Origin of the sequence: Shewanella sp. FJAT-52076, from assembly GCF_019457455.1 — a bacterium.
In the GTDB taxonomy this organism is placed as follows: domain Bacteria; phylum Pseudomonadota; class Gammaproteobacteria; order Enterobacterales; family Shewanellaceae; genus Shewanella; species Shewanella zhangzhouensis.
The window spans coordinates 177,194-192,056 of record NZ_CP080415.1 but is presented as its reverse complement, the minus strand read 5'-3'; the positions used below and the strand labels follow the sequence as shown (position 1 = coordinate 192,056).

The window sequence follows — 14,863 nt, the reverse complement described above, 5'->3', positions numbered from 1 at the left end:
ATCAGAGTCCAGGCACCTTGCCCTGCCACACGAGCGGGTAATAACCCTCGGCATCTTTGCGACCCAGGAACGCCAGCGCCTTTTTCATATCTTCTGTCTGAAAATCGGTTTCACGGATTTTAGCCTTCACGACCACTTTACCCTGGTCAGCCAGCAGCACAGTGCCAGTCAGACCCAACTGGTTTTTATCTTCCATGGCGAGCAGTTGCACCTGTCCGGCATCGCAAGCCAGATTCAGTTCAACGCTGCCCAGGGGATATTCGCCAAATTGGTTGTTGATATTGGCGTTTTGAATAAATAACTTGCCAGTGAGGCTGTCGCACAGGGGCTTACCCTGACGATACTCGCCGAGCATCAGGCTGACATCCCCCTGCACCTTGGCGCCAAACGGCAGCCTGGTATTACCCAGCAAAAAGCCGTGCCCGGTGTCGAGCTTAAGATTGGCAACACGAACGCCAGAGAATGACCAGCCAAGCTCGCCTTTCATCTGCAGAGCCGAAGCCCTGCCGCCTATCTGCACATCGGCCACCAGGGCACCTGTGAGCAACTTAAGGGCATGTATATCCCATTTAACCTGCTCAAGTTGCCTGTCTTTGATTTGAACCGTGGCCGCTTCACCCTGCCACAAGGTACCTGTTACGCCACCAATGTTGATGCCCTGTGGCAGAGGTGCAAGTGCAACCACCAGAGATGCCGGCAGCAGCACAATAAGAAATACCAGATACAGGAGTATGCCAATGACTATCTTTTTAAACACTCGCTAAACCCTTTTGCCCTTATTGGGCCAATTGAATACGACGGACTTTCACCATGCCGGGGGTGTCGGTTTCACCCACATCCAGCAACTCCAGCGACAGACCTTTTTGCTGCACCAGATCGCCCAGATAACTCAGCAGCGCATCGAAGGGCACATCATCCATCCACAACTGGATTTTATTTCCCTGAGGCTGCATGCGGGTAATGGTCAGCCCATAACGGCTGGCGGTTTGGTTCACCACGTTGGTGATGCTGCCGGTTAATGCCGGACGACTGCCACTTTGGCGCAAACCGGCAAGGCGATTGGCAGTGTCTTTCACATAGCTCAGGGTTTGCTGCTGCGCTTTGAGCCGCCCCAGCGCCGCCTCTTCTGCATTCGAGATTGGGCTCCAGATGCCAAAATAAAACACGGCGATAACGAGCATGAACCCACCGGCTCCAACCAGTTGCTGCTCGCGGGTTGCCAGGCCATCCCACCAGGCTTTCAGCTTGTCCATATTAGCGGCTCCTCAAGGTCAGGGTGCTGGTGACGGCCTCGTCACTGCTGTTCATGGCACCGGCTTCCAGTTCAAAGTCTTTGCCAACCAGTTCTTTGAATTTTTCTATCTGGGCATAGTCCTTTGCGGTTACCTGCATACGGATTTCACTGCGGGCACTGTCAAATCTGAGGCTGTTGGGTTTCAATTCAGGCACGGCCGCAAAAGACGTTTTCAAACGCTGCAGCATGCTGAAAAACTCGGCGCCACTGCCGCTGCCCGATAACTTGCGAACTTCGTTATCCAGCTGAGAGCGCAGGTTGACGATGCGGCTTGAACCGGGCACTACCTGACGGTAGATGGCCTCACTCTCGGCCTTGAGCACATCGGCCTGATTGCCAACCTGGTAAATGGTCAGCCCCTTGTTCACCAGCGCCAACAATAGGGCAACCGCCACGACTATAAGGGCACTCTTCCACTGCAACAGATGCTTGCTGAGCTCACGCTTTGGCTTATAGCTGCCGGTCAACAGATTCATCGGCGCCTGCAATACGCCACGGGCCAGAACCAGCATGGGCAGATCGAGGGTTTGCGGTTTAACATCGGCGCCGGGGATATTCATGTCGTTGTAAGTGGCCACTGAAGGCGCCGTCTCTTTATCGGCAAGCATCATGGGCAAGGCCACAGGCAACCAATCCTGTGGCAGATTAAGACCGGAGCCTTTACCGGTACGCACCAGCAGCTCCTGCCCCATCAACATGGCCGCCCACTCACAGCTTTCCAGCGGCAGTGCCAAACAGTCAGGCACCAGTCTGCGCGCCTTCAAGCCCGCATCGGCCAGCCAGCCAAGCCAGGTTTGCATCTGCTCGTGGGCAACAGCGGCCACAGACAGGCGCTCACCATCGCGGCTCCCCACCACAAAATGCATATCATCCACATCCTGGGCGATGTTTTCTTCCAGCATGAATGGCAACGCCTTGAGCGCCTGACGCTGGCCTTTTTCCGGCAAATGTATTTCGGTCAGGGTCATGCTGGACGCAGGCACCAGAATATCTACCGGACGGTTGCCCGCCCTTTCCGTCAGGCTGGCGAGGGACTCGGCACCCGGCAGTTCTCCCGAGGCGATAATCTCCTGTTCCTGCTCAGACCAAATCAGCCAGGAACAGCTGTCCTGAGCCTTGGTGCCCAGGCGGATAAATAGCCTTTCACTCACTGTCATTCTCCGGCCCCCGCTTTGGGGAGGCTGTGTTGTTATTCTGTATCACCATGCACTATTGCTGGCCGCCGTATTGGCGTGTCAGGGTGTCCATGTGGTTACCACTCGTGCGGGCCAGCACACTGTCGAGCCTGAAAATCCGGTCATCCAATTTTGAGCCCGCCTCCAGCAGAAAGAACTTGCTGTCGAGCACTATGCTGGACTTGAGCTTATCGTCCGGTTTTACGCTGGTCAGTTGCCAAAACTCATCCTGATTGTCGAATCCTTCCGATGGCCGCTGATTGATAATGCTTTCGGCCTCACCCACACTGAGCTGGCCGTCCAGCATTCCCACCAGGAGTGCGGCCTGCTCCACCTTGAGTGTGTTGATGTTCAGCAACTGTCTGTCATTGCCCGGAATGGCACACACATAAGGTGACAGATTGCGGTACACCTCTTCGGTAAATCCAATCACGGCCCGTAGTTCACTCTTGTGATTCATCAGGGTATTGGCCGCGCGGTAAGGCGCAGGCCTGGACTCGTACTCGGCATCCTCTGCACCAAAGGGGCTGGTGACCGTGTCTTCATCCAAATAATCTTTCAGGGTATGGGTCAGACGCTCGGCGCCAAAATCATCCACACCCAACGCCACCAGCAAGGCTTTGAACTGCTTGGCCGCCAGCGGCAACTGGGGTTGCCCATTTTCGACCTCTTTTGATGCCACTGACAGGGCGTTGAGATTGAAACAGGCCCGCATATCAGAAATCTTGCCGGCAATTTCCCCGCCCTGTACCGGAAACACCACATTGGCGAGTGCCCAGTACTGCTGCAGATGCACCTTGCCTTCGCTGTCGTCCAAATCCTGTTTAAGCACCTTACGGGCCAACTCCTCGGCAGACAGCGCGTACCAGTAACCCTGATCGTATTGGGCCAGATTCATGGTGCGGCGCATACTGATTTGGTTACGTGCCGTTACGTTGGTGGCTATCACAGCCACTATGGCAATAATCAGTAAGACCACTATGAGAGCTACACCTCGCTGCTTGCGCATCAGATGTCCTCCTGGCCGTTGTCGTCCTCTGACTCATCGGGATTGCCCTTGCCTTCGCCGGAGCCGTTACCTGGACTGTTGCCGCTGCCGTTTTGGTCGCCGTTACCTGAACCGTTATCACCCTTGTCTTTGCCCTCGTCATCATCTGACTTGGGCATACTGCCTTTGGGCAGCAGAAACTTACGCTGAATTTTGCCTATGCCCTCAAGTTCGACTTCCATGGCAATGGCCTCAGGCAGAGTGGTCGCCTCGATACGCTTTTCCCACTTATCACCCACAAAGAAGGCGTACTCCACCGACAACACCTTATCAAAGAGCACGGTTTTCAGCGGCTGCGCCCCAAACTCAGGTTCAGGATAAGGGTAGTACCAACGCTCCAACTTGCCCCCAATAACCACGTACGCCACCGACTGCACACTGCCCCTGGGCAACTTGCCATCGGGATTGAGCCAACCGATGCGAAAAAAGGACAAGGCCTCACTCTCGCTGTCCAGCATATCGCTGCCCGATTGCAGTACCGTCGTGCCGCGGCCGCCTTCCAGCAGTCTTGGCGTGCGGGCCACCATTTGCCCCAAATCACGCTCAATGGCACCAAAACCCTGCTGCAAATAACGCAGTCTGTTGCTGAAGTCCTGGGTTACTTCATCGTTTTTGAGCACAGTCCCCAGCACCGCATTTGCCGCCAGCCCGAGCAAGGCAAAGATGGCGATGGCCAGCAGCATCTCAATCAGGGTAAAACCCCGCTGAGGCTTATTCTCTCTTAAAGACATAAGTGCTTATCTCGGCCAGAGTCCGTGAATATCTGTCATCGTCGCTGACCTTGATACGGATCATGCGAAAATTATCGTCGGTGGTCTTTACCACTTCTTTGCGCCAGTACCAGGTGCGTCCGGCCAGTTCCACTTCACCGTCTTTTTTTCCTATGGAGGGGAAGCCTTTTTCCAGTTTGGCATCCACCATCTGATTGTCAGCGACCCACTGAGCCAGGGTGCGCTCTTCGAGAATGGGCAGATTGCCCATCATCTCACTCATACTCTTGGTCAGCGAGATGGCGGCAATGGAGAAGATGACCAGCGCCATCATGACTTCCAGCAGCGTCATGCCCCGCGAGTTGAGGTACCTATTGCGAGCCGGCGAGTTACAGGGTTTCATCATCCCCCCTCCCCAGCTTAAGTCGACCCAGTGCATCACCGCTTATCAACACGTCTACTTCCTGGCCCAAATCGTCTCTGCCAAGGAAGGTCAATTCAAAGGCGGTCATTTCGCCGCTGGGGAACACCAGGATCTGCGGCTCCGGGTTTTTGGCTTTTTGCTCGGCGGTGGGCTCATCGATAAAGGGTTCATCAAACCAGGACTCGTCTTCCTCTTCCTGATCCAGTGGCAGGCCTTCTACCACCAGGCTCATACGAACACCGGGTTCCATGGCTTTGGCGGCCAGTAACCTGTCATTCTCGAGCTTGTGCCACTTGCCTTCGTGATACACCACATACTGGTAGTTATCCTCATCGACAACCACCCCGAGAAACTGGCCGCTGAGTACGGCCTCATCCCGAATCAAATCGGTGGCCACGAGAAACTGGCTCGCGGCCTTATCCAGCACAGGTTTAACCCCGGAACCCGGCAAACTCAGGGTAACCGCAGCCGCAGCGATACCCATCAAGAGCACCACCAGCAAGACTTCTATCAGGGTAAAACCGCGTTGTCTCACATCACACCCGCATTACTGGTATTTTTGCAGGTTCCAGTTACCGATATCATCCTCGGTACCTGGCTGCATATCAGGGCCGGCGCTGAAGATATCAATTTTGCCGTTTTCACCTGGGCTGAGCAGCATGTAATCGCTGCGCCATGGATCCTGAGGCAAACGCTTCACATAGCCACCGTCGCGGTAGTTACGTGGTTCAGGGGACATGGTTGGTTTTTGCACCAGAGCATCCAAACCCTGCTCAGTGGTGGGGTAGACGCTGTTATCCAGCTTGTACATGTCCAGAGCATTTTCCAGAGCGACTATATCGGCCACCGCTTTTTTGATGTCGGCAGATTCTTTATTACCCAACACGTTTGGCAACACCATGGCGGCCAGAAGGCCCAGGATCACGATAACCACCATGATTTCCAGCAGGGTAAAACCTTGTTGCTTGCGCTTTTGCATTGACGCTTTCTCCTTGTAAAAACCGCTGAGGTGGTACTTAGCCACCAATCAAATTGTTCATTTCCAGAATAGGTTGCAGGATGGCGAGTACGATAAAAAGCACCACCGCAGCCATGCTGATCACCAGCGCGGGTTGAAACACCCCCAGCGCCAGATTTACATTGGCCTCAAATTCCCTGTCCTGGTTATCCGCAGCCCGCTCGAGCATGTTTTCGAGCTGACCGCTCTTTTCGCCCGAAGCAATCATATAGAGCATCATGGGCGGAAACAGCTTGGTGTTGGTCAGGGCCGCCCCCAGGCTGGTCCCCTCGCGCACTCGGGCCGTCGCTTCTTCGACCGCTTCGCGCACCCTTAAGTTCTGCATCACCTCACCGGCGATACGCATCCCGTCCAGCAGCGGCACGGCACTGGCGCTGAGAATACTCAGGGTGCGGGCAAAGCGGGCTGTATTGATACTGCGACTGACCCGGCCAACCACCGGCAGACGCAGCAGAAACTGATGGTACTTCATCTTGAAGTTGTCATTGGCGAGCAAACGCTGAAACACCACAAAGGCCACCACAACCAAGACCATAATCAACAAGCCATAGTCCTGCACAAAGGCAGACGACGCCATCAGGGCCTGGGTGGTCGCAGGCAACTCCTGCCCCAGATGTTCAAACTGAGACACCACCTTGGGCACCACGGCCGCAAGCAACACGGCAACCACGCCAATGGCGACCAGTGTCAGCATCACGGGGTAAATCATCGCCTGAGTCAGTTTGGACTTGAGCTGTTGACGCCGCTCGGTGTAATCGGCCAGACGATTGAGTACCACTTCCAGGTGACCGGATTTTTCACCCGATGCCACCATAGAGCGATACAAATCATCAAAAATATGAGGGAATTCCGCCATGGAGTCGGCAAGAGAGTAACCTTCCACCACCCGTGAGCGCACCGCCATCACCATGGAAGCGAGACGGTCTTTTTCACACTGCTGGCCAACAGCCTTGAGGGCTTCTTCCACCGGCAAGCCTGACGCCACCAGGGTGGCAATCTGACGGGTGATCAGTGCCAGCTCGGCCACACTGATGCCACGCTTGAAGGGACTGAAGCCGACGGACTTGGCCTTGGTTTCCTTTTCAACAACAGGCTCGATTTCCAGCGGCATCAGACGCATATCGCGCAGCTGACTGCGGGCATGACGGGCACTGTCTGCCTCAATCACCCCTTTTTGCTGTTTGCCCTTGCCATCGAGCGCCTTGTATTCAAAAGCCGGCATGCCTTACTCCTCGCGGGTCACCCGCAGTACTTCTTCGAGGGTGGTAATGCCCGCAAGGACCTTTTGCATACCATCGTGGCGAATGCTGGGAACCGATTGACGAATATACTTCTCAATCGCCAGCTCGCCTCTGCCACCGTGGATAAGCTCGCGTACTGTGTCATCCACCAGCAGCAGCTCGTGAATACCGGTACGACCACGATAACCATTGTGGCCACAGGCCTTACAGCCGGTGGCGCGGTAAATAATGGCATCACCGCCGCCAATACCCAGCAGTTCACGCTCTCGCTCATCGGGCACATGGGGTGCCTTACAGCTTGGGCACAGGGTCCGCACCAATCGCTGGGCCAATACCCCGAGCAAACTGGAGGAGACCAGGAAGGGCTCAACCCCCATGTCCTGCAGACGCGTGATGGCACCGGAGGCAGTGTTGGTGTGCAGAGTCGAAATCACCAGGTGACCCGTAAGGGACGCCTGCACCGCAATCTGGGCAGTTTCCAGGTCACGGATTTCCCCAATCATCACCACGTCAGGGTCCTGACGCAAAATGGCGCGCAGGCCGCGGGCAAACGTCATGTCGACCTTTGTGTTTACCTGGGTCTGACCTATACCTTCGAGCTCATATTCGATGGGGTCTTCCACCGTGAGGATATTGGTATCACGGGAATTGATTTCGGTAAGGCCTGCGTACAGGGTTGTACTCTTACCCGAACCCGTGGGACCGGTCACCAGCAGGATCCCGTGGGGCTTGCGGATAAGCTCGTCGAATTGCTCGCGAATGGTTTCTGTCATCCCAAGCTGAGCCAAATCCAGATTACCGGCGTTCTTGTCCAGCAGACGCAGTACCACTCGCTCACCGTGGCTCGATGGCATGGTCGACACCCGCACATCCACAGCACGGCCACCGATACGCAGCGAGATACGGCCATCCTGAGGTACCCGCTTTTCGGCGATGTCCAGACGGGCCATCACCTTGATACGGCTCACCAGCAGTGACGAAAGCTTACGGTTGGGTTTGAGCACTTCTTTGAGTACCCCATCCACCCGGAAACGCACCACGAGCTGCTTCTCGTACGTCTCGATATGGATATCCGAAGCCTCTTCTTTAATGGCTTCTGACAGGAGTGCGTTGATAAGCCGGATAATGGGCGCATCATCGTCGCCTTCCAGCAAGTCTTCTGTCTGTGGCAGCTCTTCGGCCAAAGTGAAGAGGTCCATCTCATTGCCAATGTCTTCCATCAGCTGCTGCGCTTCGGAAGAATTGGCCTGATAGGCCTGAGTCAGTTTGGCCTCGAAGGCTCCGGATTCCAGACGCTGCAACGGAACGGCTTCACCGGCGTAGCGGCGTACTTCCAACAGGGCCGCCAGCGGAGTTTTGTCTGTGTAATACAGCCCCAGCACACCCTGCTCGTCTTTGGCGAGCACCAAGCCAAAACGGTGGGCAAAGGCAAAGGGCAGCCGCTCGCGGCTATTGGAGCGAAACGCCTCGTCTACCTGGGTCTCGGCCTCTACGCCAAGTTCATCGGACAGGCGTTCCAGCACTTCGCCCTGATTGATGTCACTCATAGGCTCGCCCGTTATTTGTTTTCGTTGATGTAATTCAGTGCGGCGTCCTTTTCACGCATGTCGGTGTCCAACCCCTTGCCTTCTTTGTAACGGTCAAGGATATCGTTCACTTCCGGTGGCAGATGCTGCGACTGGTCCCACTCTTCAAGCACGGGCACATTGGTATTGGGCATCAGATTAACGCCACGTTCCTGTTGCTCGAGCTGCAGGGCACGGAAATAGTTGTACTTACGGCCGGCGATGCCTTCCATGGTAATGCCATCACGAATAATGGTGGGCTTGATAAACACCATCAGGTTTTTCTTTTTCTTGCCGCTGGAAGACGACTTGAACAGGTGGCCAAGCAGCGGAATGTCGCCCAGGATAGGCACTTTCTGCACACTCTCCTGCACCTCTTCGTTGATCAAACCACCCAGCACCACGATTTGACCTGAGTCGGCCATGACTGTGGTGGTCAAACGGCGGGTAGCAAAGGTCACGTCCACACCCGTTTTGCCGTTGATACCTGAGACTTCCTGCTCGATGGCAAGCTTCACCGCATTGCCTTCGTTGATTTGTGGCGTCACTTTCAGCTTCACACCCACTTCTTTACGTTCAACGGTCTGGAAGGGGTTGGAGTTACCGTTGCTGGAGTTTTGTGCACCCGTCAGAACCGGCACTTCATCACCCACAATAAAGGCGGCTTCCTGGTTATCCAGGGTGGTGATGGAAGGCGTAGCCAGCACGTTGGAGTTGGTATCGGAGGACACGGCCTGAATGAGGGCACCGAAGTCGCCCATGGCCACACCCCACGCCATGCCGTTCACCTTGCCCAGTGCCTGGGCCAGCAAAGTGATATCTCCGCGTTTTTCTGGGTTCTTGGAAACAATAGGGTTACCGTTGCCGTCGATGGTGGTGACTTCAGAGGCTTCTTCACCACGTGCCTGCCAGATACCGGCACCAATCTCACCAATGGTGGGACCCAGGTTATTGAACTGGGTACCGCCACCGGATTCAGTGGCCCACTGCACGCCAAAGCCCACATCATCACCTTCGGCCACTTCGACGATGATGGCTTCCACCAGCACCTGGGCACGGCGGATGTCGAGCTGATTGATGACGCTCTCGAGGGTGCGCATCTGGTCGGGTTCGGCGCTGATCACCAGGGCATTGGTATCAGTGTGCGCCATGATATTGATTTGGCTGCGACGCTTGCCCGAAGCTTGCTGAGCAGCCCCTTCCTTGCTCTCTTCCAGTTTCTGAGCAAAGCCGGTAAGCACTTCAACCAGGTCTTCGGCCTTGGCATAACGCAGGTAGCGCACCTTGGTGTTGCCCGTACTGGCCTGCTCTGCGTCCAGACGCTTCACCAATTCCACCACACGCTGGCGACTCTTTTCATCGCCACTGATCACCACGGCGTTAATTCGCTCGTCGGCTACCACCTTGGGCGCCTGACCGGGCAACTGTGCCTGGTTGGCAGAGGCGCGATAGAGGGTATCGATAATCCGTACCATTTCAGAGGCGGAGGCGTGCTGCAAAGGCACGACCAGCACTTCGGTATCGCCCTGTTTATCGACGCGTTTGACGATTTCCACCAGCTTGTTCACCACGGCTGCACGACCGGTGAGCATCAGCACGTTGGACGGGTCATAGTTAACCACGTTACCGCCACCGGCATTGTCGTTAAGCTGACGCAGAAGCGGTGCAAGCTGCTTGGCCTCTGAGTTGTACAGGGGCACGATGCGGGTTACCAGTTCATCGCCCAGACCCGGGGCACTGTCGTCGGCCACACGGATATTGGAGGTCTTGGCATCCTTGTCTTTGATGACCTTGAGTACGCCATTTTCCATTTCCACCACGGCATAGCCATACACCTGCAGAACGTTCAGGAAGAACTGGAAGTACTGGTCCTCGGTGAGGTTATCGTAACTTCTGACGTTGATTTTGCCGCGGATGGTCGGATCGACAATGATGGTCTTGTTCAGTCGTTTGCCAACGGTATTAATAAATTCCTGAATTTCGGCATTTTTAAAACTGGGTGCCAGCTGCTCATTGGAAGCAGACCATGCAATCGCAGGCGAAAGGAGTACTGTACCAGCCACCAGACTGGCGATCAGTTTGCGTCGGAATCCTTGATTGTTCATCTAATTATTGTCCCCTAAAACTTCGCTTATTGCGGCAAACTGAACATGATTTCAATCAGCTGACCTTCCCGCTCTACCATGACAGAGATTTCGGTCAGTTCAGTCAGCTGGCCCATCAGCTCCAGAGCCTGGGTGCTGACAGTCAAATCATAGCCGTTAATGGATTTGGCCAGATCTCCTGGTTTGAGACCTGCCTGGGAAAAAAGTCCGGGATCTTTGCCGGGCTGTAAGCGGTAACCCACCAACTCTTCACCCTGGGTAACCGGCGAAATCGAAATGTAATCGGTTATCTTGCTTGGGTCAGCGAGCAGTTCGTCCCGCGAGGATGACAGCTCTGCCGCGACATCTTCATCACGGCGCTTGTCGATGCGGCGTACCTCATCTTCAAAGCCGCGCTGGCGATTGTTGTTTACCGCGGGAGTGCTGGCGCCGCTGGTGTATGGCACACCGTCCAGCATCAGGGTTTCGTAGCGTCCCGCGTTGGTGATAATCACCCGGTCTGCATACACTTCCTTGAGAGAAGCCGAAGTGCCCTTGATTTTTTCACCCAGCTCGTAAGTTTCCTGACTGCCACCCGACTCGATGATAGCCAGGCCTTTTTGTTCGGCGGTGGAAGCCACGATACCGGTTAGCACAATCGACAAGGAGGTTTTGGGTGCATCGGTAATGACCTCCTGCACCGGCTGCTCTTTGGGTTTACTGGTATCAGCTTTACCAAAGAGAGACAGAGACTTAAGACCATCGACATCAACACCGCTGTTGCCGTTGGTACCGGAGGATGGGGGATTGGGACGCCAGGCCGCTGATTCAGTCTGGGCAGGAACCAAGCGCCAGCTGATCTGAGCTGCCAAATAGCAACAAACCGCGAAAGCCAGCCAAAAGACCAGCCGACTCAGAGGCTTGTGCGGGATGCTTCCTGCCCGGGCGATAACTTTATCCAATAAATCCATAATTTATGGACCCTCTTACAGGTCTCTGTTCTGATTAGAATAATTTAGGAAAACCTGCAACATGCTAACTCAGCCACTTGATGGCAACAACCCCATAACAGCGCAGGCTGTGGCGATTTTTCGCCATTTATGCTAACTTTGCGCGCCCAAAAAGGGTGTGAGGCAGGCCGCTAAAATGGCAATTCTGCGTAGGGATCAAGCGCATGAAACTGCACAACGTGATCCGGCCACTATCTATATGTAGCAATTGTTTGCAAAAGTGGAGCATTTATGGAATCCGGGAATCCAATACTGCAATCCGTCCGCCTCGATAAATGGCTCTGGGCCGCTCGTTTTTACAAGACCCGAGCACTGGCCAAGGAAATGATTAACGGCGGTAAAGTACATTACAACGGGGCCCGCACCAAATCCAGCAAGAATGCGGAAGTTGGCGCTGTGCTTAAGATACGTCAGGGATATGACGAAAAAGAGGTGGTCATTATAAAATTGTCGGAACAGCGACAAAATGCCACTCTGGCGCAAACCCTGTATGAAGAAACGGCGCAGAGCGTACAAAAACGTACCGCCAATGCCGAGGCTCGACGCCTGAATATCCTGAACAATCCGTCACCGGACACCAAGCCCGATAAGAAACAGCGCCGTGAGTTGCTGAGGGCCAAGTCCGGCGATTATTAACCCAGCGCCTGGCGCATGAAGATTAACGTGATGAACAAAGACACTTTATACCGCTATTTGTTTGAAAACGCCGACGTGCGCGGCGAACTGGTACAACTGGCCGATACTTACCAATCCGTGGTAAACGCCCATGAGTATCCCACCGTGCTGCGCCGCTTCCTCGGTGAGCTGATGGCCGCGACCTCACTGCTGACCGCCACCCTCAAGTTCAGCGGCGATATCGCCGTACAGGTACAGGGCAACGGTCCTGTGTCACTGGCCGTGATTAATGGCAATAACCACCAGCAACTGCGTGGTGTGGCGCGTTGGGAAGGTAATCTGGCCGATGACGCCAGCCTGAACGACCTGTTCGGTGATGGCTATATCGTTATCACACTGACACCGGATGACGGCGAGCGTTACCAGGGCGTAGTGGCACTGGATAAGCCAACGCTGGCCGAGTGTATCCAGGACTACTTTCAGCAGTCTGAACAACTGCCCACAGGCATTTGGCTGTTCGCCGATGGCGAGCGCGCTGCCGGTATCTTCCTGCAGGTATTGCCAAGCGAAGGCGATCACAACGCCGAGTACGAACACCTGACAACCCTCACTGCCACCATCAAGCAGGAAGAGTTGCTGGAGCTGCCAGCCGAAGAAGTGTTGCATCGCCTCTACCACGAAGAGCAGGTACGTCTGTTTGACCCCATCGACGTCAGCTTCAAGTGCACCTGCTCACGGGAACGCAGCGCCAGTGCCATTCGCAGCATAGACAAGGAAGAAATCCTGTCTTTACTGGCGGAGCAGGGTCAGGTGGAATTGGGCTGTGAATACTGTAATACCTTCTACCGATTTGATGCCATCGACATAGAAGCCCTCTATGCCAATGTGCCCCTGTCAGATGAGCCGGCTACCAAACAGTGAGCCAGATCACTGACTGATAACGGACGCCCGGGGGCGTCCGTTTTTTTTGACGTTTTTTCAGATCCGGCTCACACATTCAAGGCCGCTTAAGTTACAATCCGCCGCGGGCGCTCGACCCGATAAATCAAGGCGCACCACAAACCGGCAACACAGATCGGTACCCATAAAATAAAACCTCTTGATATTTGGAGACCTTACCTATGGCGGAAGGAATTAACCGCGTACACCGTAATCCCTCAACGGCCGAGCTGGTAGAACTGGCGCTGAGAAGAGGTGAAGGAGAATTGACCGCCAATGGCGCCCTGGTTGCCAAAACCGGAGCCCGTACAGGCCGTTCTCCCAATGACCGCTTCATCGTCAAAGAAGCCGGTTCTGAAGCCGATATCGAATGGGGCAACGTCAACAAGCCCTTCGCTCCAGAGGCCTTCAATGCCCTGTGGGATCGCGTAGCCGCTTACCTGGCTGACAAAGAAGTGTTCGTATCCGATCTGGAAGTTGGTGCCGACCCAGAACACTATCTGCCAGTGACAGTGACCACCGAATATGCGTGGCATCAGCTGTTCGCCCGCAACCTGTTTATTATCCCTGAGCACTTCAACCAGGCCGGCAAGCCCACCTGGCAAATCATGAATGCCCCAGGCTTCGTGTGTGAGCCAGAGCGCGATGGCACTGCCTCAGAAGCCACAGTTATCATCAACTTTGCCGAGCGCAAAGTGCTGCTCGCCGGTCTCAAGTACGCCGGTGAGATGAAAAAATCCATGTTCTCCGTGCAGAACTTCCTGCTGCCTGCCAAGGGCGTGCTGCCAATGCACTGCTCTGCCAACGTTGGCAAAGACGGCGACACCACCCTGTTCTTCGGCCTGTCCGGTACAGGTAAGACTACCCTGTCTGCCGATCCCAAGCGTTTCCTCATCGGTGACGACGAGCACGGCTGGGCACCAGGCAGCGTGTTCAACATTGAAGGCGGCTGCTACGCCAAGTGTATCGATCTGAGCCAGAAGAATGAGCCGGTAATTTGGGATGCCATCCGTTTCGGCACTGTGCTGGAAAACGTAGTACTGGACGACAAGCGCGTACCTGACTACAAAAACGCCAGCCTGACCGAAAACACCCGCGCCGCCTACCCTCTGGAGCACATTGCCCAGCGCCAGGAAGAAAACCGTGGCGGCGAGCCACGCGCCGTAGTGTTCCTGACCTGTGACGTATCCGGTGTACTGCCTCCTGTGTCCAAGCTAACCAAGGAACAGGCCGCTTACCACTTCCTGTCTGGCTACACCGCCAAAGTAGGTTCCACTGAGATGGGCTCAACAGCTGCCATCCAGTCAACCTTCTCTACCTGTTTCGGTGCCCCATTCTTCCCACGCCCAGCCGGTGTTTACGCAGAACTGCTGATGAAGCGTATCGAAGAATTCGGCAGCCAGGTATACCTGGTTAACACCGGCTGGACCGGTGGTCCTTACGGTGTGGGCAAGCGTTTCGACATCCCAACCACCCGCGCCATCGTTGATGCCATCGTGAGCGGCGAACTGGCCAGTGTTGAAACCGTACACCTGGAGAAGCTGAATCTGGAAGTGCCTGTGGCAGTTCCAGGTGTTGAAACAGCCCTGCTGAATCCGGTTAACACCTGGGCCGACAAGGCCAAATATCAGGAATACGCGCAGAAGCTGGCTGAAGAGTTCCAGGCCAACTTTGCCAAGTATCAGGTACCTGACTCCATCAAGAACGCCGGCCCAAAAGCCTGATAGCGTCTTGAAGTAA

At 55.1% G+C, this 14,863-nt stretch carries 15 protein-coding genes; 3 read left to right on the top strand and 12 right to left on the bottom strand.

Going from position 1 to position 14,863, the window contains the following annotated elements; genetic code table 11:
- Position 1 precedes the first annotated feature (1 nt).
- The 12 genes from K0H79_RS00845 to gspC are packed head-to-tail and all read right to left on the bottom strand — an operon-like array spanning position 2 to position 11,530.
- A complete protein-coding gene (locus K0H79_RS00845) occupies positions 2-757 on the bottom strand; it encodes a type II secretion system protein N (RefSeq protein WP_220077022.1) in 756 nt (251 codons plus the stop codon).
- Positions 758-776: 19 nt separating this feature from the next.
- Positions 777-1,253, bottom strand: a complete 477-nt coding sequence (locus K0H79_RS00840) for a type II secretion system protein M (protein ID WP_220066349.1) — start codon at positions 1,251-1,253, stop codon at positions 777-779.
- 1 nt (position 1,254) lies between these two features.
- Complete coding sequence (gene gspL / locus K0H79_RS00835) at positions 1,255-2,445, bottom strand: type II secretion system protein GspL (RefSeq protein ID WP_220078054.1); 1,191 nt, start codon at positions 2,443-2,445, stop codon at positions 1,255-1,257.
- A gap of 58 nt (positions 2,446-2,503) precedes the next feature.
- The gene (gspK, locus tag K0H79_RS00830) at positions 2,504-3,478 is read right to left on the bottom strand and encodes a type II secretion system minor pseudopilin GspK (RefSeq protein ID WP_220077021.1); all 975 of its coding nucleotides are present in this window, start codon (positions 3,476-3,478) and stop codon (positions 2,504-2,506) included.
- Positions 3,478-4,248: a type II secretion system minor pseudopilin GspJ gene (gene gspJ / locus K0H79_RS00825; protein ID WP_220077020.1), complete on the bottom strand. Its 771-nt coding sequence runs from the start codon at positions 4,246-4,248 to the stop codon at positions 3,478-3,480. Before gspJ ends, gspK begins: the two co-directional genes overlap by 1 nt.
- Complete coding sequence (gene gspI, locus K0H79_RS00820) at positions 4,229-4,633, bottom strand: type II secretion system minor pseudopilin GspI (RefSeq protein WP_258405447.1); 405 nt, start codon at positions 4,631-4,633, stop codon at positions 4,229-4,231. Before gspI ends, gspJ begins: the two co-directional genes overlap by 20 nt.
- The gene (gene gspH / locus K0H79_RS00815) at positions 4,617-5,186 is read right to left on the bottom strand and encodes a type II secretion system minor pseudopilin GspH (protein ID WP_220066345.1); all 570 of its coding nucleotides are present in this window, start codon (positions 5,184-5,186) and stop codon (positions 4,617-4,619) included. Before gspH ends, gspI begins: the two co-directional genes overlap by 17 nt.
- 12 nt (positions 5,187-5,198) lie before the next feature.
- Positions 5,199-5,630, bottom strand: coding sequence for a type II secretion system major pseudopilin GspG (gene gspG, locus K0H79_RS00810; RefSeq protein ID WP_203325672.1), 432 nt, complete (start codon positions 5,628-5,630; stop codon positions 5,199-5,201).
- A gap of 37 nt (positions 5,631-5,667) precedes the next feature.
- The gene (gspF, locus tag K0H79_RS00805; RefSeq protein ID WP_220066344.1) at positions 5,668-6,891 is read right to left on the bottom strand and encodes a type II secretion system inner membrane protein GspF; all 1,224 of its coding nucleotides are present in this window, start codon (positions 6,889-6,891) and stop codon (positions 5,668-5,670) included.
- 3 nt (positions 6,892-6,894) lie between these two features.
- Entirely contained in the window at positions 6,895-8,457 is a 1,563-nt protein-coding gene (gspE, locus tag K0H79_RS00800) for a type II secretion system ATPase GspE (RefSeq protein WP_258405446.1), read from the bottom strand.
- Between the two features lie 11 nt (positions 8,458-8,468).
- Positions 8,469-10,580, bottom strand: a complete 2,112-nt coding sequence (gene gspD / locus K0H79_RS00795) for a type II secretion system secretin GspD (protein ID WP_220066343.1) — start codon at positions 10,578-10,580, stop codon at positions 8,469-8,471.
- Positions 10,581-10,606: 26 nt separating this feature from the next.
- Entirely contained in the window at positions 10,607-11,530 is a 924-nt protein-coding gene (gene gspC, locus K0H79_RS00790) for a type II secretion system protein GspC (protein WP_220077019.1), read from the bottom strand.
- A gap of 270 nt (positions 11,531-11,800) precedes the next feature.
- Here gspC and hslR point away from each other — a divergent pair, with 270 nt between their 5' ends.
- The 3 genes from hslR (at position 11,801) to K0H79_RS00775 (ending at position 14,847) form a co-directional block, all read left to right on the top strand.
- Complete coding sequence (gene hslR, locus K0H79_RS00785) at positions 11,801-12,205, top strand: ribosome-associated heat shock protein Hsp15 (RefSeq protein WP_220077018.1); 405 nt, start codon at positions 11,801-11,803, stop codon at positions 12,203-12,205.
- A gap of 30 nt (positions 12,206-12,235) precedes the next feature.
- A complete protein-coding gene (gene hslO / locus K0H79_RS00780) occupies positions 12,236-13,105 on the top strand; it encodes an Hsp33 family molecular chaperone HslO (protein WP_220077017.1) in 870 nt (289 codons plus the stop codon).
- 200 nt (positions 13,106-13,305) lie between these two features.
- The gene (locus tag K0H79_RS00775; protein WP_011758287.1) at positions 13,306-14,847 is read left to right on the top strand and encodes a phosphoenolpyruvate carboxykinase; all 1,542 of its coding nucleotides are present in this window, start codon (positions 13,306-13,308) and stop codon (positions 14,845-14,847) included.
- Positions 14,848-14,863: the final 16 nt, after the last annotated feature.